The organism is Paenibacillus sp. CFBP 13594 (assembly GCF_014842675.1).
GTDB lineage: Bacteria > Bacillota > Bacilli > Paenibacillales > Paenibacillaceae > Paenibacillus > Paenibacillus amylolyticus_B.
Genome location: NZ_JACYVQ010000007.1, coordinates 21,867 through 44,069 on the forward strand (window position 1 = coordinate 21,867; position 22,203 = coordinate 44,069).

The following is a 22,203-nucleotide window of genomic DNA, read 5'->3' on the forward strand; positions in this document are numbered from 1 at the left end:
ATTCCATTTCTTCAGGCCCTTTCTGTTCCCTTCGTGCACGTGACGCTATTCATCCAACTTATATGACATCTGTTATTTCATCTATAGTTAAGAATATCAGACTTGAGGGATGGATCAAAATGGAGCAGATTACGTCGATCCCGATTACATCATCCTTAATCCTTCACCGCTCCTGCGGCAATATCCGAAATAAACTGGCGGCTGATGAACAGGAACATAACGATGAGTGGAATGACGGCAAGCAACGTACCCGCGATAACCATGGCATAGTCTGTGTTATACAACCCGTTCAATTGAGACAACGCAATCTGCAACGTATATTTGCGTTCATCCGTCAGGACGATCAAAGGCCACAGATAATCATTCCATACCCCGATAAAAGTGAACGCGCCGAGGAAAGCAAAGGCAGGTCGCAGAATTGGCAGCGCTACGTTCCAATAGAGCCGGAAGAAATTACAGCCGTCGATGCGGCCTGCATCCAGCAGATCGTTTGGAATCGACTCTGTCGCATACTGGCGAATCCAGAAGATGCCGAAGGCGTTCACCATGCCGGGAATAATGAGAGCTTTGAAGGAACCGACCCAACCGAACGTTGCCATCAGTACGAAGGAAGGCACCAGCGACAGCTGGGAAGGTACCATCATGGTCGCGAGCAGCAGGATGAAGAGCCACTTTTTGCCGGGAAATTCAAACTTCGCAAACGCAAACCCCGCCAGTGAGTCAAAAAACAGTACAAGTATGGTCACGAGGCCCGACACAAACAACGTATTCAGAAAGGCGCCCCAGAAATCAATTTGCTGCAATACCCGCGTAATATTATTCCATAGCTCACCCCCGAACCAGAGCTGCGGTGGGAACTTGTAGATATCGGACGTTGTCCGGGTAGACATTACAATCAGCCAATAGAACGGGAACATGGATATGAGCATGCCCCCGATAAGACCGGTATACAACACCAGCGATTTGAGGTGTTTGGTCGCCATGAGCGCTCCCCCTTATCACATCAGGATGATTTGCCTTGAACAAGCTTCCAGTTCACAATCGAGAACAGGGCGATAATGAGGAACATGCCCCAACCAACGGCAGCGCCATAGCCGAAGTAATTGTTAATGAAGGATTCACGGTAGAGGTACAATACAATCGTCATGCCTGCTGCACCAGCGCCGCCATCATTACCTACCAATACTTGCGGCTCAGTGAACAGCTGCATACCGCCAATCGTTGATGTAATGACTGTAAACAGGATCACAGGACGCAGCATCGGAATTGTAATTCGGAAAAAGGACTGTATCGCTGATGCGCCGTCAATCTTGGCCGCTTCGTATAATGTCTGCGGAATACTTTGAAGTCCGGCCAGATAGATGACGGCGTTATATCCGGTCCAGCGCCAGACCACCATGGAGGAGATTGCGACTTTGATGCCCCATGGTGCATTAAGCCATTCCACAACAGGTAGCCCGACCGACTGCAACAGATAATTGAGAAAGCCATAATTGTTGGCAAATAAAGCACCGAAGATAATGGCTACCGCTACGATGGACGTGACGTTTGGCAGGAAATAACCGACCCGAAATAATGTACGGAACTTCACAAATGGTGCATGCAGCAGAAAGGCAATAATCAGCGCGAAGAAGAGCATCGGAATCGTCGAATAGATCCAGATCATGAACGTGTTGCCCACGGCTTGCCAGAACTCGGCATCGGTCAGCATGTATTTGAAGTTGTTGAACCCGTTGTACGTCATGACACCGATGCCATCCCATTTATGAAAAGCCAGATAGAGTGAGAATCCAATCGGGAACAGCCCAAATACCGCAAACAGAATATAAAACGGCGATATTGCAACATAAAGTGCACGATGCTCCCACATTCTCGCCCATAGTGACTTCTGCCGATCCAGATCAGGTCTTGCATTTCCGGGATCGGGAGTAAGACGAGGTTCAGTTACAGCCATATGAATTCCTCCTTTGCGGATAACGAAACCACACGTTCTTCAGGTTAACGCTGCAATTCCCGCTCGACGCGGTGTACCGTATCTGTCCAGACCTGCTGTGGATCGGCATTTTGCTTCGCCACATCATTCAGCCGTCGGGTGATAATGTTGTGTACGGATGGGTATCTTTCGCCAAAGAAAGCATCCGGCACCTCCTGTGCCGATTCGGCAAATACAGGCCCTGTCGCCTGTCCGCCGAAGAAAGGTTCTTTTTCTTTCATGGCAGGATCATCAAATACACCTGGTGCGGAAGGGAACAGGTTCAATGTCTGATATTGCTCCAGTTGATTTTCGGGACTTTGCAGCCAGCGAACCAGTTCAAAGGCTTCCTGAGGATGTTCACTCGACTTCAGGATGGACAGGAATGATCCCCCGTTGTTGCCATCCCCTCCCGGAGCCCGAGCTACCCGCCACTTCCCGGATGTATCCGGTGCAGCTTCCTGAAGCACTTGCTTCATCCAGACAGCACCCACGAACGAGGCGACTTCACCGTTATTCATCGCTGCGTTCCAGCCTGGAGTCCAGCCGTCTGCATTGGCAAGCAGTCCCTTCTCTTTGAAAGCTATGGATGTATCCCAGCTTGTTCGCACCAGAGCAGAATCCATGCCGATGAATGAACCATCTGGACGGAAATAACGTTCAGCGCCTTGTGACAACACTTGGTTGTAAACGCTTCCAATGTTATCGGTCAGAAATACCTTGCCTCCGAATTTTTCCTTGATCTTCTCTCCGGCAGCAGCATAAGCATCCCAGCTGTTAATCTGACGTGTAACGTCTTCAGGATCAGATGGTAATCCGGCTTCCTTGAACAGATCTTCTCGGTAAAAGAGAGCGGTTGGCCCCGTATCCATCGGGAACCCGATCATCTGTCCACTCGGCGTAACGCCTTGCTTCCATTTCCACGGCAGATACTGGCTTTCAATATCTCCTGCGCCAAGATCATACAGATTATAGAAACGGTCCTCACTGGGGAATAGCTCCATGATCCAGTCGTTCAATGCCACAATGTCTGGTTCACCTGAGCGTGCAGCGAGTGTTGTTTTGAGCTTTGCCTTGAAATCACCGCCGATTTTCTGAGCTGTCAGTTCAATGTTGGGGAACTTTTCCTTAGCCCTGGCAATCAACTTATCATCAATGGAACGGTTCCAGTACCATAATGTAAGCGTTACCTTTTTGTTGTTCGCTGAATCGTCCTGTCCGGGCCAGATGGAGCATCCGCTTATGAGCAGGACGCAGACCATCAGTATGGCTGTCCAGCATGTTCTTTTCCGGCGGATCATGTGCATTACCCCCTCATCGTTAAGTTCGAGGCATGAAGTGCTTTGGACTACAACATTAGTGTATGAGCAGTTTATAAACTCATACCCAATATTCCTGAAATGAAACACATATTTGTGTCCGTTGCGTAACATAAATTGGGTAGTTACTTTAAAAATAAAAGTTACTTGACACATTATAATTTTTATTCTAAACTAACTTACATAAAGTAACTAATGATGATGAGAATAATATAGATGCGTACTATATAACATCCAAGTGATCCAATTTCACGCTGGATGCGAATCAATCAACATACAAGTTGGCCTAAACAGGAGGAACGACAATGATCAATTCACATATTATTCAACTGCTTGCCCCTAAAATTCAGACTTTTCCGAGTGGAAAAGAGTTTATATACCTGGTGGGACCAATCAAGCTTCCGGTTAACCTCGATGGGGAGACCAAGACATTCCAGTGGTACAGCTGGATGAAATCGGACAAAGCGATGGAGAGCGGCGAGTTAATCGAATCCCTTGCTGAGGCTGAACTAGCAGAGCGTCAACAATCCAGTGTTCTGGTGTACGGTGACTTTGCTGAAGCACAAGAAGCGCTGATCCGGATGCATAGCATCTGTCATACAGGCGACATCTTTGGCAGCAAGCGTTGTGATTGTGGCTTCCAATTGGAGCAATCCATGAAAATGATCGCCGCTCACGGAGCGGGTGCACTGTTCTATCTTGCGAATCATGAAGGCCGTGGCATCGGTCTGTTCAGCAAAGCCATGGCGTACATTTTGCAAGAAGAAGGTCTGGACACGGTAGATGCGAACTTGCAGCTCGGATTCACGGACGATGCTCGTAATTATGACGATGCGATTGCTGTGCTGCGTGCACTTCGCTCCGCACCGGTTACATTGATCACGAACAATCCACGGAAGCTGGCTGCTTTGCAGGAAGCAGGATTGAATGTAGGCGGACGTGTCCCACTGTGGGGAGATCGCTCTGCATTCAACGAGAAATATCTGCAAACGAAAGTGAACCGTTCTGGTCACTTGGCGGAAAGTGATGGCTGGGCTGGGGCAGAGACGCTGCTTCCGCATGCGCAGGCTTAATCTTTATTCATTGAACATATACGATTAGCTGATTAGCCGTTGTTTTACTCTCCGCTATGGAGAAGTATACAGCGGCTTTTTTGCATGGATGACAGGGTAGCGATCAGGTTTCCCTGATTCATGGAATGGCTTGCCGTTCCGACAGTGCGGATTATACAATATAGTCATCTGATGAATGCGGGAGGAACCAAGGTGCCATTTGAGGGACAACGTATATTGCCGGCTGCGAAGAGCATGAAGCAGTTTGAAGCGATCATTGAAGGCCCTTATACCTATGGGGTGATGCTGGAAACGCATATTGCACAGCTTCAGAGTGTAATGGATGAGGCGCGGCGGTATGACAAAAAGATACTTTTGCATGCAGATCTGGTACAGGGATTAAAAAACGATGAGTACGCGGCAGAGTATCTGTGTCAGCACATTCGCCCGGCAGGACTGATTTCGACTAGGGCAAGTGTCATCCAAAAGGCGAAGCAGAAAGGCATCACAGCCATTCAGCGTGTGTTTCTGCTGGATACCCATGCACTGGAGAAAAGTTATCTGTTGCTGGCCAAAACCCAACCTGATTACATTGAAGTATTACCTGGCGTCATTCCGCATATTATTGCGGAAGTATCTGTGCGTACAGGGATACCCATTATTGCAGGGGGATTGATCCGCTCACCTGAAGAGGTTGAACTTGCGCTTGGCGTCGGGGCTACGGCAGTGACCACATCCAACGCAGAGCTGATCCGACATTTTGAGAAATCGCTTACAAATTAAAAATAACCCACAACAGGAGGTTGGCTGTATGGAAAAATATATATTGGCTCTGGATCAGGGAACGACAAGCTCCCGAGCTATTCTGTTTAACCGTGGCGGAGAGATTGTGCACATTGCACAGCAGGAATTCCCCCAGTATTTCCCCAAACCGGGCTGGGTAGAGCAGAATGCCAACGAAATCTGGAGTTCCATTCTTGCCGTGATGGCTTCATGTCTGGCAGAGAGCGGAATCAAACCTGTTCAGATTGCCGGAATTGGAATTACGAATCAACGTGAGACCGTTGTGGTATGGGACAAAGAAACAGGCAGACCCATCTATAATGCAGTGGTATGGCAATCCAGACAGACCGCAGATATCTGTGAAGAATTGAAGACGCAGGGTCTTGGGGACCTTTTCCGCCGTAAAACAGGATTACTGATCGATCCCTACTTCTCGGGAACAAAGGTGAAGTGGATTCTGGATCATGTCCCTGGTGCCCGGGAGCGGGCCGAGAAGGGTGAATTGCTCTTTGGCACGATTGATAGCTGGTTAATCTGGAAACTGAGCGGGGGTACACATGTCACGGATATATCCAATGCCTCACGTACCTTGATCTATAACATCTATGATCTGCAATGGGATGACGAATTGTTGGCTATCCTCGGCATTCCTAAGGCCATGCTGCCAGAGGTACGGGGTTCATCCGAGGTGTATGCACACACAACAGATTATCATTTCTTCGGTCATCGGATTCCAATCGCGGGAGCAGCAGGAGATCAACAGGCAGCGATGTTTGGTCAGGGCTGTTACACCAAGGGCAGTATGAAAAATACATATGGTACCGGTTGTTTCATGCTTATGAATACGGGAGAGAACCCGGTACAATCCAATCACGGACTGATTACGACGATTGCCTGGGGGATGAATGGCAAGGTTGAATATGCGCTCGAAGGCAGCATTTTTGTTGCAGGTTCAGCGGTTCAGTGGCTGCGTGACGGATTAAGAATGATTCGCTCTTCAAAAGACAGCGAGGATTACGCCTCACGTGTGCCTTCCACAGATGGCGTTTATATGGTACCTGCCTTTGTGGGACTGGGCAGTCCATATTGGGATAGTGAGGTTAAGGGTGCGGTGTTTGGCCTGACCCGAGGTACGACGAAGGAACACTTTATCCGTGCTACGCTTGAGGCGTTGGCGTATCAGACCAAAGATGTACTGGAGGCCATGGAATCCGACTCGGGTATTCCCGTGCATGCTCTGCGTGTGGATGGAGGAGCGGCGGCGAATGATTTTCTCATGCAGTTCCAGAGTGATATTCTGGGCATTCCTGTCGAACGCCCAACGGTGAATGAAACGACTGCATTGGGTGCGGCTTATCTGGCAGGATTGGCGGTTGGATATTGGACGAGTGCGGATGAATTGACGGATCATGAAAATACGGAGCGTGTCTTCCAGCCTGTTATGGCGGAGCAACAACGGACAGAACTGTATGCAGGCTGGAAACGTGCAGTGAACGCAGCAATGGCTTTTAAATAAAAGAAATGAAATGAATATTTCTTGGTGTGGGTATTTGTACTTTTTAACTAAACATATGTTATAAATGATATTTACTGGTGGAAAATGATGCATGATTTACAGGGTTATTCTTCCTGGAGAAGGCAAAATGTATACCCACTATAAGGAAAAAAACAAGGTTAGTGGATTCATTTGAAATTCCATCCTTTGGCAGAACAACTTTTTGAATTTTTTTTGAATAATGTGTCATTTCAGGACTTCACGCCGTCAAAAATCTGTGATAGGATAAAGGCACAAGTTAAAAAATGATGTCTGGAGATCGGGAGGGACCACGTGCCGCTCAGCAATTGCTGAGCGAATGACGTGGTCCTTTTTTTGTTTTTTTTACGGAAAAGTTGAGAAAATCAATAGGAGGTTCAAGAATGACAGAAACGTTCTCGTCAGCATACCGGACCGAATATTTGCAAAACATGGCGAATGTACATTTTGACGTATTAATTATTGGTGGTGGAATTACAGGCGCAGGGATTGCATTGGACGCAGCTTCCCGTGGATTGAAGACGGCGCTTGTAGAAATGCAGGATTTTGCAGCAGGTACATCCAGTCGTTCGACCAAGCTTGTCCATGGCGGATTACGATATTTGAAGCAATATGAAGTGAAGATGGTTGCTGAGGTAGGACGGGAGCGGGCTGTAGTTTATGAAAATGGGCCACATGTGACCACACCGGAACCGATGTTGTTACCGATCTATACGGCTGGCACGTTCGGCCGCTTCAGCACATCCATTGGACTGATGGTGTATGATCGGCTCGCCGGGGTGAAGCGCAGTGAACGGCGCCAAATGTTGAATGCTGGAGCGGTGTCAGACAGTGAACCTTTATTACGCAAACAGGGGTTGTTGGGTGGTGGACTCTATGTGGAGTACCGGACTGATGATGCCAGGCTCACCATAGAAGTGTTGAAAGAAGCTGTCAAACGTGGGGCACAGGCAGTGAACTACGTCAAGGCGAAAGATTTCCTGAAGGAGAATGGCAAGATTACAGGTATTGAAGCTAGGGATCAGATCGATGGGCAGATATATACGCTAAAAGCAAGCAAGGTGATCAACGCTTCCGGCCCCTGGGTGGATGGGCTGCGGGAATTGGATGGTTCGCGCAAGGGGAAAACGCTACAGATGACCAAAGGCATTCATTTGGTCTTTGATGGTGAACGATTCCCATTGAGGCAGGCTGTCTATTTTGATACACCAGATGGTCGAATGGTATTCGCTGTCCCACGTGATGGCAAAACCTATGTAGGAACAACCGACACTGTATATCAGGATGATCCTGCACACCCGCAAATTTCCGACTCAGATCGCGATTATGTGATCGATGCAGTCAACGGCATGTTTCCAGATGTACACATTGGTACCGAGGACGTGGAATCCGGATGGGCCGGTGTACGTCCACTCATTCATGAGGAAGGCAAGAATCCTTCCGAAATTTCACGTAAAGATGAAGTCTGGGTATCCGATTCCAATCTGATTACGATTGCCGGGGGCAAGTTAACCGGATACCGTAAAATGGCCGAGATGGTTGTTGATCTGGTCGCACGCCAGATGGAGCAGGAGAGTGGGCATTCCATAGGCCCTTGTGTAACGAAGAAGATGCCCATCTCCGGCGGTGACGTAGGGGGATCGGCTGGATTTGTATCGTATGCGGAGCGCAAGATCAAGGACGGTGTTGCCCTCGGGCTTGCCCGACCTGCTGCGGAGCGGCTGGTTCGCACGTATGGTTCCAATGTGGAGGCACTGTATGAGCGAATGCCCGATCCACGCACCAAGTCCGAGCTTCATGGCATGCCCCAGGAGCTATTGCTGATGCTGCTTTACGCGATTGATGAAGAGATGGCTGTAACCCCGTCTGACTTTTTGGTACGAAGAACAGGTGATTTATTCTTCCGTATTGATGAAGTTCGTCGCTATAAAACAGCGGTTATCTCGTATATGGCAGGTCGTTTGAACTGGTCTGAAGAGGAAGAGGTTAAACATACACAGGAACTGGATCAGCTGTTGCTGGAAGCATCCGGCAAAATCTGAGGCAGGATTTCAAGGTCAAGAGTCGAATGGAACATGTAAGCGTGTAACATAGAGAGGGGATTACATCCATGACATTACAGATCGGAATCATTGGAACAGGCTGGTTCAGTAAGGTACACGCGGATATTCTCGCACGGATGGAAGGTGTTCGTGTTGCGAGTGTCTGTGGAACATCGCTCGAAAAGGCAGAGGCCATGGCCTCCGTTTATGATGCAGTTGGTTACGGGGAACTTGAACATATGCTGGATGGTGAGAAGCTGGATGCGGTGTATATCTGTGTGCCTCCGATGTCTCACGGGTCGATTGAGTCCGAATTAATCCGCCGCGGTATTCCATTCCTGGTGGAGAAACCTTTGAGCACCGGAATGGATGTTCCGCGTCAGGTGTTGGATCAGGTGCAAAAGAGCGGATTGTTAACCTCTGTAGGATACCATTTCCGTTATCAGGAGGCCGCGCAGGTCCTGCAGCAATCGATGAAAGAACAGACGGTCGGCATGGCTCTTGGCCGCTGGATGGGCGGAATGCCAGGGGTCGCCTGGTGGCGGCGTCAGGACGGTTCAGGAGGACAATTCGTAGAGCAGACTACACATATTGTAGACTTGCTTCGGTATTGTGCAGGAGAAGTTACGGAGGTATATGCTGTAGCAGCTCAGCGAAGCATGCATGAGAAGCATGAGCATGTGACCGTAGCAGATGTGGCGAATGTGACGCTCAAGCTGGAAAGTGGAGCGATTGCCAGTATCGCCAATACATGTCTGTTGCCAGACGGAGAGGGCGGCGCAGGGCTCCAGTTCTACACGGATGCAGGCGTGTGGGATTGGACGCCAGAACGTTTGCTTCTGCCAAGTGCGGCAAAACATGCGATGGCAGGTCTGGAGATTCCGGCAGGACATAATCCATACGAGCGTGAGAATGAAGCGTTCATTCACGCCCTTCGTACGGGAGACCGTTCACGAATTCTGTCCGATTATGCGGATGCCTGCCTTACACAGGAGATTACAACGGCGGCCTTGGCATCGGCAGATTCCGGTCTGCCGGTACAGCTTCAGCCTTCAAAATATCTCTCTCATTAATAAAAGTTGAACGTAATATAAATACGCCTGAATCAGGGAATGATCCGCAGATCGGCCCGATTCAGGCGTATTTGTGTTGAGTAGAGATTATTGAACAGCAATTCAACTACTCGGATTTCTGCTGTTTCAACCAGTCGGATGACCAACTGTAGATCTGATCAATGACAGGTTCAATGGCTCTGCCTTTAGGTGTTAATTCATACTCTACACGGGGAGGTATCTCGGGAAACATGTGTCGGGTTACGATACCTTCTGTCTCCATTTCCTTCAAACGCTCCGATAAAAGTCGTCCACTGATCGCCATCTCTGCTTCAAGCTCCGTAAACCGTTTGGGTCCGGACAACAGTTGGTACATGATTAACAGTACCCACTTCTTTCCTATGATGTCTATGGCTTGAGTGATCATACAGGGACTTGGTGCTTTTACTTTTTTTAGCTTCAACGTGTTCACCTCGATTCATGATTATTTTCTTCGCAGGTTGTATATGAAAGGACATGGTTTCTGCCGTTTTAAGAATATAGGACATCCAAGTAAATGAGGGTTACTACAAAATATACTGTAACATACCTTTTGTATGTATTATACATCATACAGTGAAAAATTACTTGAAGAAATTATATTATTATTATATACTAACTTCACAAAAGTAAGTTGGTGATAAATAATACGTATAATATGAACGCGTACCATTCTGAAAATTAAACTCGGCTGAACGGTTGAAAACAGAGTGACCTTTGGGAACTTTTACATAGATTCTTTTTTACAATGGGCAGCAAAAATAATCATTACATAGTAGGAACATATAATTTGTTACAGGAGGATATACACATGAACAAGATTTTGGGTTACGTTTTTCTGGTTGTGTTAGCAGGTGTTTTCGTCATGACAGGGTTTAACAAGATTAGTGGGGCAGACATGATGATTCAGACATTCGAAAGTTTCTCTTATCCGACATGGACGATGTATTTGCTCGGGGCTGCGGAGTTGCTTAGTGCAGTAGGATTGCTGATTCCACGTACTCGCATCCTGGCTTCAGGCATACTGACATTCATTCTGATTGGGGCCGTGGGAAGTCATCTGATCTATGCACAATACGCTGCTGTTCCGTTCCCGGCTGTGTTGTTGGTAGCTAACATCATTGTTCTGGTGGTAGGCATGCGCAGATTGGAAGCGGAAGAAGAAGGCCAGATGGACGCGATTCAGGCGTAAGTTAAAGATAAGAGGGAACGTTATGGGGCTATTTACCGAGGAAAAGGTATTCCTGTCAAAAGGAATGTAAACGCGGATGCCTATGCAGAAGATGACCACTGCCAGTAAGCGGTGGTCATCTTTTTTTATGTAAGACTTCGCGTGGCACGTCTAACGATTCGCCGCGTATATTGTGTATCCGACTGCTGAGTCCAAGTGGCACAGACCTGCCGCACCCACTCTGGATTGGTCTTGCTGGCGTCGTTCAGCCAGTTACTTACCGAATCCTGTACATACTTATGGGCATCGGATTTCACCGCGTCAAGCAAGGGAAGGGCCATGGCCGGATTTTCTTTTAACTCCTGAATATGCTTGGTCCAGACGCCACGAGGTCTGATTGATTCTATGGCAAAGCGACGGATCAGTGGATCAGGGTCAACGCTCCATGGGATTAACTGCTGCAGGGCTAAGGATAATTCGGCAGAGATGGACTCCCGTACAGCCATCCAGGCGATTTCTCTTACACCAAAGTGATGATCTGCTCCAAAGGGCCGAATATGCTTCAACTTTTCAGTCAGGTTCAGACCAGAATTCAGCCCAATGATATAAGCCGCCCAGCAGCGAACACTGTCTGAACGATGCTCTGCAATGGAACGAAAGAGATCCGTTTGTTCATTCATGGTTAGACGATTCAACAGATCAAGCCATTGCATGGCTATGGCCGGGATGATTTTCATGATTCGCTGCTCATCCATCTGTGTTAACTGCTCTGTAATTGCTCTGGTTTCGGTATCCATTCCCCATTCATGGGTAACCTTCTGAAAAAGAGAAACATGATCTACAGCCAGCCATTCGGTCAGATTGACCGATTCGATATGTCCTGCTTGCAGCCAATTGCGGATATGCTCAGGGATTTCCGTTGCTCTACGGGCACCTTTGCGAAGAAAAACGTCTTCAGGGATAAATAGATCTGGCTTAGCATTCAACAGTATATTCCTCCTTAGCTGTATAGCATCATGAGTTATACAATACAACTTGCTGAAGAAAGGGGATGTAAGGCATCTTACAAGTGGGCAGTGATTTTCCGAAGGGTAGCGATTTCGTCACGATGAAGGGAGACTGATTTGAATCCGGTACGAATACGACCTGCTTTTGCCAAGTCTTGCATGACAATCGTAACCGATTCCCGTGTAGCCCCCGCCATCCAGGCAATCTCCTGATGGGTAAGTGCGAGTTGAATCTTGCAGAACTCATCTTCTTCGATCCATCCCATCTGTTCAGCCAGGCGGAAGAGATTATGTAGCACCTTTTCATGCAGGTTTCCTAGTGCGAGCGTCTGTGTCAACTCACTCATTTGCTTGATCCGCTCGCTTAGTACGTTCATCAGTCTCATCATAAATTGTGGATGTTCAATCAGAAACTGTTCAAAACGTTGTTTGTTCATCAGGCAAATATCACACTCCTCCATCGTTTCGATATAAACGGCGCGTGTTCCGAGTGAGATTCCGTTCATTTCTCCAAACACGTTACCTTCCGTCAACATATCGAGAGTGAACTGTTTGCCCTCCGGATTTAATGTATATAAACGAACCTTTCCCCGTTTTACAAAATAGAAACCTTCTGTAAACGTATCGGGTGTCTGGATCTGTCTGTTTTTGGGTATGGTCGTAATAGAAGTCATCCCATCCATTTCAATCAGGTCTGCCTTGGATAAGGAGGACATGAGGTCGAATTGTGATAAATACAGAATTTTATCCATAGAGCTCCTTTCCATTACAAGTTGAATAAAAAAAGAAGAACCCACGAAAAACAAAGGGTTCTCTTGCAGCGGGACTTCCTGATCGGAAGGTCTTCTGACTATAAATGATCGAATGCCATTTTGATTATAGTAACTTTTTTAATTGAGAGACGCGTCCTTGGCTGATGCCAAGCTTTTCCGCAATTTGCTGTTGAGCCAAACCGGGATTCTGTTCAACAATTTCTTTCATCTGTTGCAGCATGCGTGCCGTCTTTGGCCGCAGGTCCGGGTATTCTTGGTTGTCAGCTGTGGTCCCTTCTTCCCTAGCGGGAGATGAGACTGGGGCGGATTTGGAAGCAGGACGCTCCACGGGTGCAGGAGCCTGTTTGTTCTGAGGTACGAACCAGTCGGGAGAGTCATCCGGGTGTTTTAATTGAATTGCACAAGTCCGGCAGATGAATTGTTCTTTGAAATACATTTCCGTATCTACATCACCGCAAAAAATACATAATGTTGATTTGTACTTTCTTAAAATCAACTCTTTCCCTTCAATGAAAAACTCAAGCGGATCGCCGATATGGATTTCCATCGTATCCCGCATTTCTTTGGGAAGGACAATTCGTCCAAGACGGTCCAGAGATCTCTTCATTCCGGTTCTTTTCATCGCATCTCCCCCGCAATATTCACAATTAAAAACCTGTCCTTATTGTAAGGAAGAAAGGGCTTTAATACAACAATAATATTTCAAAAAAGTGGAATAATGCCATCTATTATGGAAAAATAAGTTTGGAAAGGACGGGTGCAACGGCTAAAGTGAACAATGCAGCGAGCACCATGGAGATGCTGGAGATGGTACCGGTCAGGGAACTCAGTTCAAATGCCTTGGATGTCCCTGTGCCATGGGCACCGGTTCCAAACAGTGTGCCTCGTGCAATCTCCCCATCGATGCGCAGCATTTTGACAATAGAAGGGCCCATAATCACTCCGAGCAGACCAGTCATAATAACAAAAACAGCTGTCACTGCGGGTATGCCACCGATGGTGGCGGATACGTTCATGGCAATTGGGGTGGTAATCGATCTTGGGATCAGACTATGAATGAGACCGGAATCCAGGCGCAACCATTTGGCGAGCAGGGCAGAAGAGAGTACGGCAACGACTGAACCGGTCATGACACTGAAGACAATCTCGGAAATATGTTTTTTGAGTACATGGAAAAAGGTATAGAGCGGAACGGCAAAAGCCACGGTGGCCGGTTGAAGAAGCAGACTCAGCCATTTGCCGCCACTGCTATACGTGGCATAATCCGTTCCGGTTGCAAGTAATATGCCAACGACAAGCAGTGGCGTAATGAGCAATGGAGACAGGTACACTTTCGGCAGATTACGATACATTCGTTTGGCGACCCCATAGATACCGACGGTTAACAGCAGGCAGAGAAATCCAATCATCCGGTGTGACGCTCCTTTCGTTTGGCAATTCGTGTAGCAACCAGGCCTGTGCAGGACATGACCAGGAATGTACTAAGCAGTACGATGAATAAAATCTGCAATCCGTCATGCTCCAGCATGGGCATATAGTTCATGATGCCAACGGCTGACGGGATAAAAAATAACAATAGTTCACCGAGCAGCCAGGCAGCTCCAACTTCAATCCAACGCAGCTTCACGACACGAGTCTGAAGCAGAATGAATAACACAACCATACCGAGTATTGAACCGGGTACAGGAAGATGGAGAGTACGGGCCAGCAGGTCCATAAGCAGTGAAAAAACCATTAAGAGCGCAACCTGTGCAATACCAAGGCCCCATTTTTTCACTTCAATCCCTCCTTATATAATCAACGTAATCGTTTAATTTTTTTTGAAAATGTTTCATTTGATATCACAAATTTTACATGGCATTCTTTCATGAGTAAAATGCATATTAAGAATGTTTACTATTCCATTTATCTATGAGAGGTGGGGATCAACCGATGGATATCCGCCATTTGCAATATTTTCTGGAAGTTGCCCGGCAGCAGAGCTTCACAAAAGCCGCCGAAGTCCTGTATATCACCCAGCCCACGATCAGCAAGACGGTCAAGAGTCTTGAAGAGGAATTGGGGATCACGCTACTGGATCGTTATGGCAAAAAGGTGGAACTAACCGATGCAGGTCATGTTTTTTTTCGGCAGGCACTGGAGATTGAAAAATCATTCCGCAGTCTGTCCTCCGAATTGGACGATCTGATGAACTTGAAAAAAGGCCATCTGCGGATCGGCTTGCCGCCAATGGTAGGATCAAGCTTTTTCCCCATGATCATTGGTGAATTTCACAAAGCCTACCCGCAGGTGACCATTCAGCTGTTTGAGGATGGCGCCAAAAAAGTGGAGGCCGATGTGATCAGCGGTGCACTGGATATTGGCGTTGCCGTACTGCCAACCGTGGATGAGCTGTTGGATCATTTTGTGTTTGTGAAAGAGAAGCTGAACCTGCTCGTACACCCTTCACATCCACTTGCGGAGAAAGAGTCGGTCGCGCTGCATGAACTGGAAAACGACGCCTTTGTGCTGTTCCGGGAGGATTTTGCATTGCATGACCGGATTATTGTGGCTTGCCAGCATGTGGGGTTCCAGCCCCGTGTGGTATATGAGAGCTCTCAGTGGGATCTGCTCAGCGCGATGGTTGCCGCCAATCTTGGTGTAGCTCTACTACCGGAAACGATCTGTCGTGAGGTGGACCATATGCGCGTACGCATTATACCCGTGATGGAACCGGTGATTCCATGGCAGCTCGGCATGATCTGGCGGAAGGATCGTTATCTGTCTTTTGCCACGAGAGAGTGGATTGGATTCACACAGTCGATGCTGGGTGAGTAAGGAAGCGATCGGAAGGTTATTCTGTCATTGAGTGCCCAGTGTAAATACTCTTTTGTTGACCCCGGATCGTTGTTACAATGGAAGCATAATCATGATGGAGGTGTACGAACATGAAACTGCGGGTATCCGCTGTACAATACCAATTGCACACAATCAGCTCGTTTGAGCAGTTCGCCGCTCAGGCTGAGCATTACATACGGACAGCGAGCGAATACGGAACCGAATTTGTGCTGTTCCCGGAATTTTTCACAACGCAGTTAATGTCCATTGGGGACAAACAAGGCAATGCACTGACGATTGAGGATCTGCCGAACTATACGGAACAATATGAACAACTGTTCACTTCACTCGCTGCCAAGTATGGCATGCACGTCATCGGGGGAACCCACGTCATTCGCCGTGAAGGGAAGCTGTATAATACAGCCCACATGTTCTACCCGGATGGTCGCATCGTGCGGCAGGACAAGATTCACATTACACCAACCGAAGTCCAGGAATGGAACATGGCTCCCGGAGAGGGACTTGAGGTGTTCGACACGGATAAAGGCCGCATTGCCATGCTGACCTGTTACGATATTGAATTCCCGGAAATTGTACGGATGGCCAAAGCCAAAGGCGCAGATGTGATTTTCTGTCCTTCCTGTACGGACGATCGTCACGGATTCTACCGTGTGCGTTATACGAGTCATGCCCGCGCGGTGGAGAATCAGGTGTATGTTGTGTTAACAGGAACAGTGGGTAACTTGCCAACCGTTGATTTCATGCGGGCCAACTACGGACAGGCTGCCATTATTACGCCGAATGATATTCCATTCCCGCCACGTGGCATTCTGGCCGAGGGTGAGATTAACAACGATATGATCGTGACCGCCGATCTGGATTTGGACTTGTTGTATGAGGTGCGCGAACGTGGATCGGTAACGACCTGGCGTGACCGCCGTACCGATCTGTATACCGATTGGGCGTAGGCAACTACGTTTAAAACCGAAGCAAAACAGAGTTTTGGAGTTCATTTGTCAGTGGAAAGGGGTGAACCGGCAACATGTATACGAAAGAAATGCTGATCACCGACCCGGAGCGGAATGGTAAAAGGGTAAAAGCAGTCGTTCGCAATTATATTGCAGCCGACTTTGAGGAACTCATTCGCATTCAGGCGGAGAGTTTCCCTCCTCCTTATCCGGAAGAGCTGCTCTGGAGTCACGAGCAGCTCACCAGTCATGTGCAGCATTACCCGGAGGGTGCCATCTGTATTGAAGTCGATGGAGAATTGGCTGGCTCAATGACCTCGCTACGGATGCAGTGGGACCCTGCACATCCAGCAAGTCATACCTGGGCCGAAGTAACGGATGACGGTTATATTCGTAACCATCAGCCGGATGGCAACACGCTGTATATTGTTGATCTCTGTGTTCGTCCGAAGTACCGCAAATGGGGACTGGCTCAGTTGATGATGCAGGCGATGTACCATCTTGTGATTGCACAGGGTATGGATCGGTTACTAGGCGCTGGTAGAATACCCGGTTATCATCTGGTTGCAGACCAACTGTCTGCGCAGGAATATCTGGATCAGGTAACAGCAGGAGAGAGGCGTGACCCGGTGATATCGTTCCTGCTTCGCTGTGGCCGCATGCCCGTTGGTGTGACCGCAGACTATCTGGACGATGAGGAATCCTGTAATTATGCTGCCCTGATGGAGTGGCTTAATCCGTTCAGATAAAGAAAACAAATGAAATACATCATTGATCGAGGAGGCATTAATCTATGGAATTCACGCGTATTACATCTATTAAAGATCCGTTGTTTGCCCAAATGCACAAGCTAATGCAGGAAATTTTCCCGCGGGAGGAAGTGCTGGACTTCCCCCTGTGGGAAGAACCGCTGGAAGATCCGGGTATTCGGGTGTTCGTGGCTGTACATGAAGGACAAGTCGTTGGCGCGACAGAGTACCGTTATTACGAGGACTGGAACGTAGCCATGACGGACTTTACGATTATTGGGCGCGAAGGACTGGGGATTGGTAGTTTCCTGGCGAATCACCGCAAGCGTGATCTGCAAAAGCTGGCTGCAGCAAACGGGAAAGAATTGTTCGGTATGTTTGCCGAAATCTATAACCCTTATCTGAGTCAAGATCACGAGTTTGGCGGCATCAAGCCGATGGACCCGTATGTGCGTCGCGAAGTATTGTCCCATTTGGGGTACCAGCGTCTGGACTTCCCATATGTTCATCCATCCTGGCAAGGGGATGGCGAAGCGGTTGGTGGATTGGACCTGTGCTTCATGCCAGGTGATGAGTCGCTTGGTGAACTGCCAGCAAGTCTGGTGGCTGATTTCCTGAATCGATATTATGCTGTACTTCCTAATAAACCACAAGAATGGCTTGCCATGGTAGAACAATTGACTGCTCGCAAGTCGGTTGCGCTACTGCCGTTGTAATCATATGAAAGACCCGAGCCTGGACTAACAGGGTTCGGGTCTTTTTTGTTTATTTTTCAGAATAAACAAGATAGTATTTCCTTTTTTTGGAATATGTTACCATAAATATGGAAGATATGTGTTTCTATTATTCACTTTTTATTAAGGAGGGGATTAGATGAGAAAAAGCAGAATCTTATTGATATGGATGCTCGCTTTATTTTTAACAGCCTGCAGTTCGAGTGACGATGCTTCACTACCAGATGTACAGGAGAGGGAACGTGAGGATGCCATAAATACCGAACAAATGCGGAAGGAAAATGAACTGCTGAAGGAGCAGGTACGTAACAACCAGAAGGGAAAAGGTGAAAAAGACGCAACAGAGCAAGAAGAAATAGAAAGTTTAAGAGAAACGCTGAACATAACGTTTAAACTGATGGCGGCGATGCAATCCAATAACTATACATATCTTGAATCGGTGTCTTCTCCGAACATAGAAATATCGCAGCAGAACAATATCATTATTTCGAAACTGGAACAGGGGGATTACGAAGTCCCTTTTCTGCAAAACGTTAGCCTGAATAATTTGGAGTACCGTGGATTTAATCCTCTGGATTCAGATCGTGTCATTTTACATATGGCTACAGTATGGTCTGATGGAAACGGTGCATTAGATTTCTATTTCATTCGTTCTGAGGAAGGCAACTGGCTCTTTGATGGTCTGCTTACGAATGGATAGGCCACTAGTCTGGTTCTGAAAATAAATAGCGACCGTTCTCTCTATGTTAAAGAGGAGGGTCGCCGCATGGATGAGTTCGAGTGAAAAGATTCAATTATTGTTTAGCCTTTCGGTCCGGTAACTGGCTTAAATAACTGTTGGACAAGTGTGCAAGATCCAATGCTCGATCATATTGATCCTTCGTTATAAACCGTGAAGAAGACAGCCCACTGTTATTGGGTGTGGCGATAGTTGGAGATTCCTCATCTCCCGAAATCTGAGGTGTCTCGTCTGACGGAACACCTGTCCGTTGTTGCCCAGCATCCTGTCTGCCTGCATCAGCTAGGGAATAATGCGTCCCGTCCCCGTATCCTTTTGCCGGAATGAAGAGAGAAGCATCGTTTAGCACCGACCCGGAAGGAAGGTAATAACGTTCGGGTAGGAGATTTCCCCCTTCACGAAGCAAATCCTGTCCGAAGTGTAATTGGTCCTTCAGTGATACTCCGGTGAGTCCCGCAATCGTTGGCAGAATGTCCACCTGGCCTCCGATCTGTTCCAGTTGTACACCCGGGGTAACGCCCGGAGCCGAGATCATGAGTGGGATATTAATCATATCTGCTGATGTGTATTCCCGGCCATACAACTCTTTCATAAGGACTTTGTCATCCCGATCCAGTGAGTAGATGGGAAGCCCCAGGTGATCCCCGTACAAGACGAACATGCTATTTTCCCATAATCCCCGTTCTTTCAATCCAGCAATCAACTGTCCAACTGCCTCATCCGCATAATGCTGTGATATCAGATAATCACCGGGCAACGTATCCTTGTAACGATCTGGCAGCGTCAGCTTTACCTTGTTTTTAGGCAAAGTGTACGGGTGGTGGGCTGACATGGAAATGATATGGGCATAGAAGGGATTGCCCGAAGACTGCATGGATTCCAGCTTATCCAGTGTCTTGGAATACAGTACTTCATCCGAGGCCGAAAAGGCGATAGAGTCCTGTGTGCCGAAATAATCAATATCATAATACTGGTCGAACCCTAGTGCCTTGTATAACTGATCCCGATTCCAGAAACGAACATCATTTGTATGGAATGTGGCTGTCTGATATCCGTTTGCTGACATCAACTTGGGTAGACTCGGCAGAGCTTTATCTGCATATACAGTTGTTGCTGCCCCGTTCGGTGGGGTGTAGAACGATGTGTTCACAACAAATTCTGCATCCGATGTATTTCCCTGTCCCACTTGCTGATAGAAGTTCGGAAAATACAGGCTCTTTCTAGCCAATTGATTCAGGTTGGGCGTGATCTCCTGTCCATCTACCTCTAATCCAATCAGAAAGTTCTGAAACGATTCCAACTGGAGCATAATCACATTGCGTCCGCTCGCGGCACCCTTCTCCAAAATTGCAGGAAGTTCGGTCGTTTGCTTCAGTTGGTCGATGTCAGTCTGATCAATCTGAGCAATGGGCACAGGTTTATCAGGTCGATCCAGGATGGTATACGCCTCGTAACCGAGGATGCCCATCTGTTCTGCTTGTGTAAGCTCACTCATGCTGGCCCGATTGGGATAGATGTTAAGCATGCATAGGATCATGGACAGTATCAGAATGACCGAAGCGACCCGTCTTCTGGCACGTCGTTCAAGTGGAATACGGTTTGGGCGTTCTGTACTCCCGAGCTTGATCCGACGACGAGTGAGTATCCCCCCAATGATCAAAACGTCTGCAAAAATAAACAAATAATAGGGATCAAGTAAAGAGAACATACTGCTCTTGACTGAGGTCACCTGATTCACCTGTGCCAGCGCATGATAGTTAACGATTACGCCATAGTATTTGTAGTACATGATGGCTGCAAAAAAAATCCCTGAAAGCAGCAGATCCACGGCAAGGTACATCCACATTCGTCGCTTGGCAGCAAACCACTCAATTAGACAGAAGCCGATCCAGATGAGCGGCAATTCGGTCAGCAGTGGTTTCCAGACAGGGATGTCATCGAAGATAACAATCCAGGCCAGTGAACTTTTGATCATCATGATAATGGTAAAGAATATAAAAGGTCCGCTTAGAAATCGGGTGAGTGAACTGCGTGACAAGGTACCGCCTTCCCTTCCGAAGTTTCATTTAACAAGTATTATCCTATCTCAGCATGGCTGTGTCAAAAATGAGAGCCTTCTATAATTGACGGCAAAAAACCTCTTCCATGCAGGAAGAGGTTTGAAAAAACATGGGCGCTACTGCGATAAAAGCCAGGCGTGACCCAATCCGTTATTCTATCGTGTACGTTGTGACGTAAGAAGGTCTGGGGAACATGGTGGGCTTCTGTGCAGTCAGCCCTTCGCTTGTACTGCGGTTTCGGTGAGCGTGACTATAGGCTTGGGATTCCTGCCAGCCTTTGAAATGTTCTTCGGATTGCCAGAGTGTAAGTACAACATACGTATCATCCTTGAGAGGGCGAAGCACACGAATACCGACAAAACCAGGCTCGTCTTCAACCTTACGGGCACGGTTCTTAAACCGTTCTTCGAAATCGTTACGACCATCCTCTGTGACAGGGATATTGTTCAGAACAGCGTAACCACCGCCAGTCCAGGAGCCTGCGGCATCAAAAGCTTCATATGCGGCTACTTTATCATCAGACTCGATATTCATCAGGCGTTCTGCGGATTCAATAGCCAGACGCACATGCTCTTCGCTTCGCAAAGTTAGATGCGGGTACGCAGCAAGTGCATCCGGAATCGGTGAAGGAACCAAATAGATATACATAGAAGCTGCCTCCTCATTAAGTACATTCTATTTCAAGATAGCATATGGGATTGTACGAGTCCAATCGGTTCACATGTATCGGACAGGTGGACTAATTCCGAGCTGAGTAGTATAGGTTTGCCGCAATAGAAGATAAACAATGAATGACAAACACTGCAGTAATAATGAAAAAGGAAAGTGATATCCCGTCTAGCATAACTACGAGGATCCAAGCCAGAGCAAGACTGATGGTTGTCGCATTCCAGGAGAAGGCCTTTGCTCTCGTGATACAATAGAGGTACCGCTCATCCAGTCCGTTGTGCTTTTTTGCAATCAACCTTGTGAAAAAAATAATGAGTATGGCAAATAACAAACCAGCTACAATTCCACCGATTCCGATCATCCGATTCAGTAATTCAGAACTCAATATTCTCATCTCCTTCAAAAATAAATAATTCCTCGATCTGACAGCCAAATAATTGGGCAAGCTTGTGAGCAAGCACAAGAGAAGGTTTGTACTTTCCGGATTCCAACGATATGATGGTCTGCCTGGAGACCTTAAGCCGTTGAGACAGTTCTTCCTGTGTGATGTGCATATGTATTCGTTTGTCTCTGATTAGATTTTGCAAGTATATCCTCCCATAAGTAAAGTTGGCTTTACGTAAAGTTAACTTTACTTATGCGATGATGTGATGTCAATCTCTCTTTATAATATTTTCCGCTTCTTCGAGGTGGTACTGTGTCCAAGAGCATATTTCATGATAA

At 47.5% G+C, this 22,203-nt stretch carries 24 protein-coding genes; 11 read left to right on the forward strand and 13 right to left on the reverse strand.

Features of this window, described 5'->3' with window-relative positions; all coding sequences use genetic code 11:
- Window positions 1–155: 155 nt before the first annotated feature.
- The 3 genes from IFU39_RS21745 to IFU39_RS21755 form a co-directional block, all read right to left on the reverse strand.
- Entirely contained in the window at window positions 156–983 is an 828-nt protein-coding gene (locus IFU39_RS21745) for a carbohydrate ABC transporter permease (protein WP_036612996.1), read from the reverse strand.
- A 20-nt stretch (window positions 984–1,003) separates the two neighbouring features.
- Window positions 1,004–1,870 (reverse strand): carbohydrate ABC transporter permease, encoded by an 867-nt coding sequence (locus tag IFU39_RS21750; protein ID WP_091013252.1) that lies wholly within the window; start codon window positions 1,868–1,870, stop codon window positions 1,004–1,006.
- 128 nt (window positions 1,871–1,998) lie between these two features.
- Window positions 1,999–3,273, reverse strand: coding sequence for an ABC transporter substrate-binding protein (locus tag IFU39_RS21755; RefSeq protein ID WP_192134821.1), 1,275 nt, complete (start codon window positions 3,271–3,273; stop codon window positions 1,999–2,001).
- A 323-nt stretch (window positions 3,274–3,596) separates the two neighbouring features.
- On the opposite strand from IFU39_RS21755, the gene IFU39_RS21760 reads away from it, so the two are divergent.
- From IFU39_RS21760 to IFU39_RS21780, 5 genes are all read left to right on the forward strand, one after another.
- A complete protein-coding gene (locus tag IFU39_RS21760) occupies window positions 3,597–4,364 on the forward strand; it encodes a GTP cyclohydrolase II (RefSeq protein WP_047840826.1) in 768 nt (255 codons plus the stop codon).
- 192 nt (window positions 4,365–4,556) lie between these two features.
- Window positions 4,557–5,126, forward strand: coding sequence for a glycerol-3-phosphate responsive antiterminator (locus tag IFU39_RS21765; protein ID WP_091013254.1), 570 nt, complete (start codon window positions 4,557–4,559; stop codon window positions 5,124–5,126).
- 28 nt (window positions 5,127–5,154) lie between these two features.
- On the forward strand, window positions 5,155–6,642 hold the full coding sequence (glpK, locus tag IFU39_RS21770; protein ID WP_192134823.1) for a glycerol kinase GlpK: 1,488 nt from the start codon (window positions 5,155–5,157) through the stop codon (window positions 6,640–6,642).
- 401 nt (window positions 6,643–7,043) lie between these two features.
- Complete coding sequence (locus IFU39_RS21775; RefSeq protein ID WP_274599291.1) at window positions 7,044–8,702, forward strand: glycerol-3-phosphate dehydrogenase/oxidase; 1,659 nt, start codon at window positions 7,044–7,046, stop codon at window positions 8,700–8,702.
- A 68-nt stretch (window positions 8,703–8,770) separates the two neighbouring features.
- A complete protein-coding gene (locus IFU39_RS21780; RefSeq protein ID WP_149846857.1) occupies window positions 8,771–9,775 on the forward strand; it encodes a Gfo/Idh/MocA family protein in 1,005 nt (334 codons plus the stop codon).
- Window positions 9,776–9,881: 106 nt separating this feature from the next.
- On the opposite strand, the gene IFU39_RS21785 is transcribed toward IFU39_RS21780, so the two are convergent.
- The gene (locus IFU39_RS21785; RefSeq protein ID WP_026081419.1) at window positions 9,882–10,181 is read right to left on the reverse strand and encodes a winged helix-turn-helix transcriptional regulator; all 300 of its coding nucleotides are present in this window, start codon (window positions 10,179–10,181) and stop codon (window positions 9,882–9,884) included.
- A 423-nt stretch (window positions 10,182–10,604) separates the two neighbouring features.
- Between IFU39_RS21785 and IFU39_RS21790 the strand changes: the two genes are divergently transcribed.
- The gene (locus IFU39_RS21790; RefSeq protein WP_051447288.1) at window positions 10,605–10,985 is read left to right on the forward strand and encodes a DoxX family protein; all 381 of its coding nucleotides are present in this window, start codon (window positions 10,605–10,607) and stop codon (window positions 10,983–10,985) included.
- A 125-nt stretch (window positions 10,986–11,110) separates the two neighbouring features.
- Here the strand turns inward: IFU39_RS21790 and IFU39_RS21795 are convergent, their stop codons facing one another.
- From IFU39_RS21795 to IFU39_RS21815, 5 genes are all read right to left on the reverse strand, one after another.
- Window positions 11,111–11,950, reverse strand: a complete 840-nt coding sequence (locus tag IFU39_RS21795) for a DNA alkylation repair protein (RefSeq protein WP_091012655.1) — start codon at window positions 11,948–11,950, stop codon at window positions 11,111–11,113.
- A 77-nt stretch (window positions 11,951–12,027) separates the two neighbouring features.
- Window positions 12,028–12,723: a Crp/Fnr family transcriptional regulator gene (locus IFU39_RS21800; RefSeq protein WP_192134825.1), complete on the reverse strand. Its 696-nt coding sequence runs from the start codon at window positions 12,721–12,723 to the stop codon at window positions 12,028–12,030.
- A gap of 124 nt (window positions 12,724–12,847) precedes the next feature.
- The gene (locus tag IFU39_RS21805; protein WP_047840820.1) at window positions 12,848–13,366 is read right to left on the reverse strand and encodes an AbrB/MazE/SpoVT family DNA-binding domain-containing protein; all 519 of its coding nucleotides are present in this window, start codon (window positions 13,364–13,366) and stop codon (window positions 12,848–12,850) included.
- Window positions 13,367–13,472: 106 nt separating this feature from the next.
- Window positions 13,473–14,153, reverse strand: coding sequence for an LrgB family protein (locus tag IFU39_RS21810; protein WP_047840819.1), 681 nt, complete (start codon window positions 14,151–14,153; stop codon window positions 13,473–13,475).
- Window positions 14,150–14,521, reverse strand: a complete 372-nt coding sequence (locus IFU39_RS21815; protein ID WP_017691758.1) for a CidA/LrgA family protein — start codon at window positions 14,519–14,521, stop codon at window positions 14,150–14,152. Before IFU39_RS21815 ends, IFU39_RS21810 begins: the two co-directional genes overlap by 4 nt.
- Before the next feature lie 155 nt (window positions 14,522–14,676).
- Here IFU39_RS21815 and cidR point away from each other — a divergent pair, with 155 nt between their 5' ends.
- From cidR to IFU39_RS21840, 5 genes are all read left to right on the forward strand, one after another.
- Entirely contained in the window at window positions 14,677–15,561 is an 885-nt protein-coding gene (gene cidR, locus IFU39_RS21820) for a cidABC operon transcriptional activator CidR (protein WP_192134827.1), read from the forward strand.
- Window positions 15,562–15,671: 110 nt separating this feature from the next.
- On the forward strand, window positions 15,672–16,529 hold the full coding sequence (locus tag IFU39_RS21825) for a carbon-nitrogen hydrolase family protein (RefSeq protein ID WP_192134829.1): 858 nt from the start codon (window positions 15,672–15,674) through the stop codon (window positions 16,527–16,529).
- A 74-nt stretch (window positions 16,530–16,603) separates the two neighbouring features.
- Complete coding sequence (locus tag IFU39_RS21830) at window positions 16,604–17,278, forward strand: GNAT family N-acetyltransferase (protein ID WP_091012660.1); 675 nt, start codon at window positions 16,604–16,606, stop codon at window positions 17,276–17,278.
- Window positions 17,279–17,322: 44 nt separating this feature from the next.
- Window positions 17,323–17,994 carry a hypothetical protein gene (locus tag IFU39_RS21835; RefSeq protein ID WP_047840815.1) on the forward strand — a complete coding sequence of 224 codons (672 nt, stop codon included), beginning with the start codon at window positions 17,323–17,325 and terminating at the stop codon, window positions 17,992–17,994.
- Between the two features lie 157 nt (window positions 17,995–18,151).
- The gene (locus tag IFU39_RS21840; RefSeq protein WP_192134831.1) at window positions 18,152–18,712 is read left to right on the forward strand and encodes a hypothetical protein; all 561 of its coding nucleotides are present in this window, start codon (window positions 18,152–18,154) and stop codon (window positions 18,710–18,712) included.
- Between the two features lie 94 nt (window positions 18,713–18,806).
- Here the strand turns inward: IFU39_RS21840 and IFU39_RS21845 are convergent, their stop codons facing one another.
- From IFU39_RS21845 to IFU39_RS21860, 4 genes are all read right to left on the reverse strand, one after another.
- On the reverse strand, window positions 18,807–20,789 hold the full coding sequence (locus IFU39_RS21845; RefSeq protein WP_244661072.1) for an LTA synthase family protein: 1,983 nt from the start codon (window positions 20,787–20,789) through the stop codon (window positions 18,807–18,809).
- Window positions 20,790–20,961: 172 nt separating this feature from the next.
- The gene (locus tag IFU39_RS33280; protein ID WP_036612926.1) at window positions 20,962–21,459 is read right to left on the reverse strand and encodes an antibiotic biosynthesis monooxygenase family protein; all 498 of its coding nucleotides are present in this window, start codon (window positions 21,457–21,459) and stop codon (window positions 20,962–20,964) included.
- Window positions 21,460–21,550: 91 nt separating this feature from the next.
- Window positions 21,551–21,865, reverse strand: coding sequence for a hypothetical protein (locus IFU39_RS21855; protein WP_051449528.1), 315 nt, complete (start codon window positions 21,863–21,865; stop codon window positions 21,551–21,553).
- Window positions 21,855–22,067, reverse strand: a complete 213-nt coding sequence (locus tag IFU39_RS21860; protein WP_036612923.1) for a helix-turn-helix transcriptional regulator — start codon at window positions 22,065–22,067, stop codon at window positions 21,855–21,857. The genes IFU39_RS21855 and IFU39_RS21860 overlap by 11 nt, the downstream gene beginning before the upstream one ends.
- Between the last annotated feature and the right edge of the window lie 136 nt (window positions 22,068–22,203).

What these genes read in the sequence shown, in the direction of transcription:
- IFU39_RS21745 (WP_036612996.1), bottom strand. Translation starts at nt 983, where the DNA reads ATGGCGACCAAACACCTCAAATCGCTGGTGTTGTATACCGGTCTTATC.
- IFU39_RS21750 (WP_091013252.1), bottom strand. Translation starts at nt 1,870, where the DNA reads ATGTGGGAGCATCGTGCACTTTATGTTGCAATATCGCCGTTTTATATT.
- IFU39_RS21755 (WP_192134821.1), bottom strand. Translation starts at nt 3,273, where the DNA reads ATGATCCGCCGGAAAAGAACATGCTGGACAGCCATACTGATGGTCTGC.
- IFU39_RS21760 (WP_047840826.1), top strand. Translation starts at nt 3,597, where the DNA reads ATGATCAATTCACATATTATTCAACTGCTTGCCCCTAAAATTCAGACT.
- glpK (WP_192134823.1), top strand. Translation starts at nt 5,155, where the DNA reads ATGGAAAAATATATATTGGCTCTGGATCAGGGAACGACAAGCTCCCGA.
- IFU39_RS21775 (WP_274599291.1), top strand. Translation starts at nt 7,044, where the DNA reads ATGACAGAAACGTTCTCGTCAGCATACCGGACCGAATATTTGCAAAAC.
- IFU39_RS21780 (WP_149846857.1), top strand. Translation starts at nt 8,771, where the DNA reads ATGACATTACAGATCGGAATCATTGGAACAGGCTGGTTCAGTAAGGTA.
- IFU39_RS21785 (WP_026081419.1), bottom strand. Translation starts at nt 10,181, where the DNA reads ATGATCACTCAAGCCATAGACATCATAGGAAAGAAGTGGGTACTGTTA.
- IFU39_RS21790 (WP_051447288.1), top strand. Translation starts at nt 10,605, where the DNA reads ATGAACAAGATTTTGGGTTACGTTTTTCTGGTTGTGTTAGCAGGTGTT.
- IFU39_RS21800 (WP_192134825.1), bottom strand. Translation starts at nt 12,723, where the DNA reads ATGGATAAAATTCTGTATTTATCACAATTCGACCTCATGTCCTCCTTA.
- IFU39_RS21805 (WP_047840820.1), bottom strand. Translation starts at nt 13,366, where the DNA reads ATGAAAAGAACCGGAATGAAGAGATCTCTGGACCGTCTTGGACGAATT.
- IFU39_RS21810 (WP_047840819.1), bottom strand. Translation starts at nt 14,153, where the DNA reads ATGATTGGATTTCTCTGCCTGCTGTTAACCGTCGGTATCTATGGGGTC.
- cidR (WP_192134827.1), top strand. Translation starts at nt 14,677, where the DNA reads ATGGATATCCGCCATTTGCAATATTTTCTGGAAGTTGCCCGGCAGCAG.
- IFU39_RS21825 (WP_192134829.1), top strand. Translation starts at nt 15,672, where the DNA reads ATGAAACTGCGGGTATCCGCTGTACAATACCAATTGCACACAATCAGC.
- IFU39_RS21830 (WP_091012660.1), top strand. Translation starts at nt 16,604, where the DNA reads ATGTATACGAAAGAAATGCTGATCACCGACCCGGAGCGGAATGGTAAA.
- IFU39_RS21835 (WP_047840815.1), top strand. Translation starts at nt 17,323, where the DNA reads ATGGAATTCACGCGTATTACATCTATTAAAGATCCGTTGTTTGCCCAA.
- IFU39_RS21840 (WP_192134831.1), top strand. Translation starts at nt 18,152, where the DNA reads ATGAGAAAAAGCAGAATCTTATTGATATGGATGCTCGCTTTATTTTTA.
- IFU39_RS33280 (WP_036612926.1), bottom strand. Translation starts at nt 21,459, where the DNA reads ATGTATATCTATTTGGTTCCTTCACCGATTCCGGATGCACTTGCTGCG.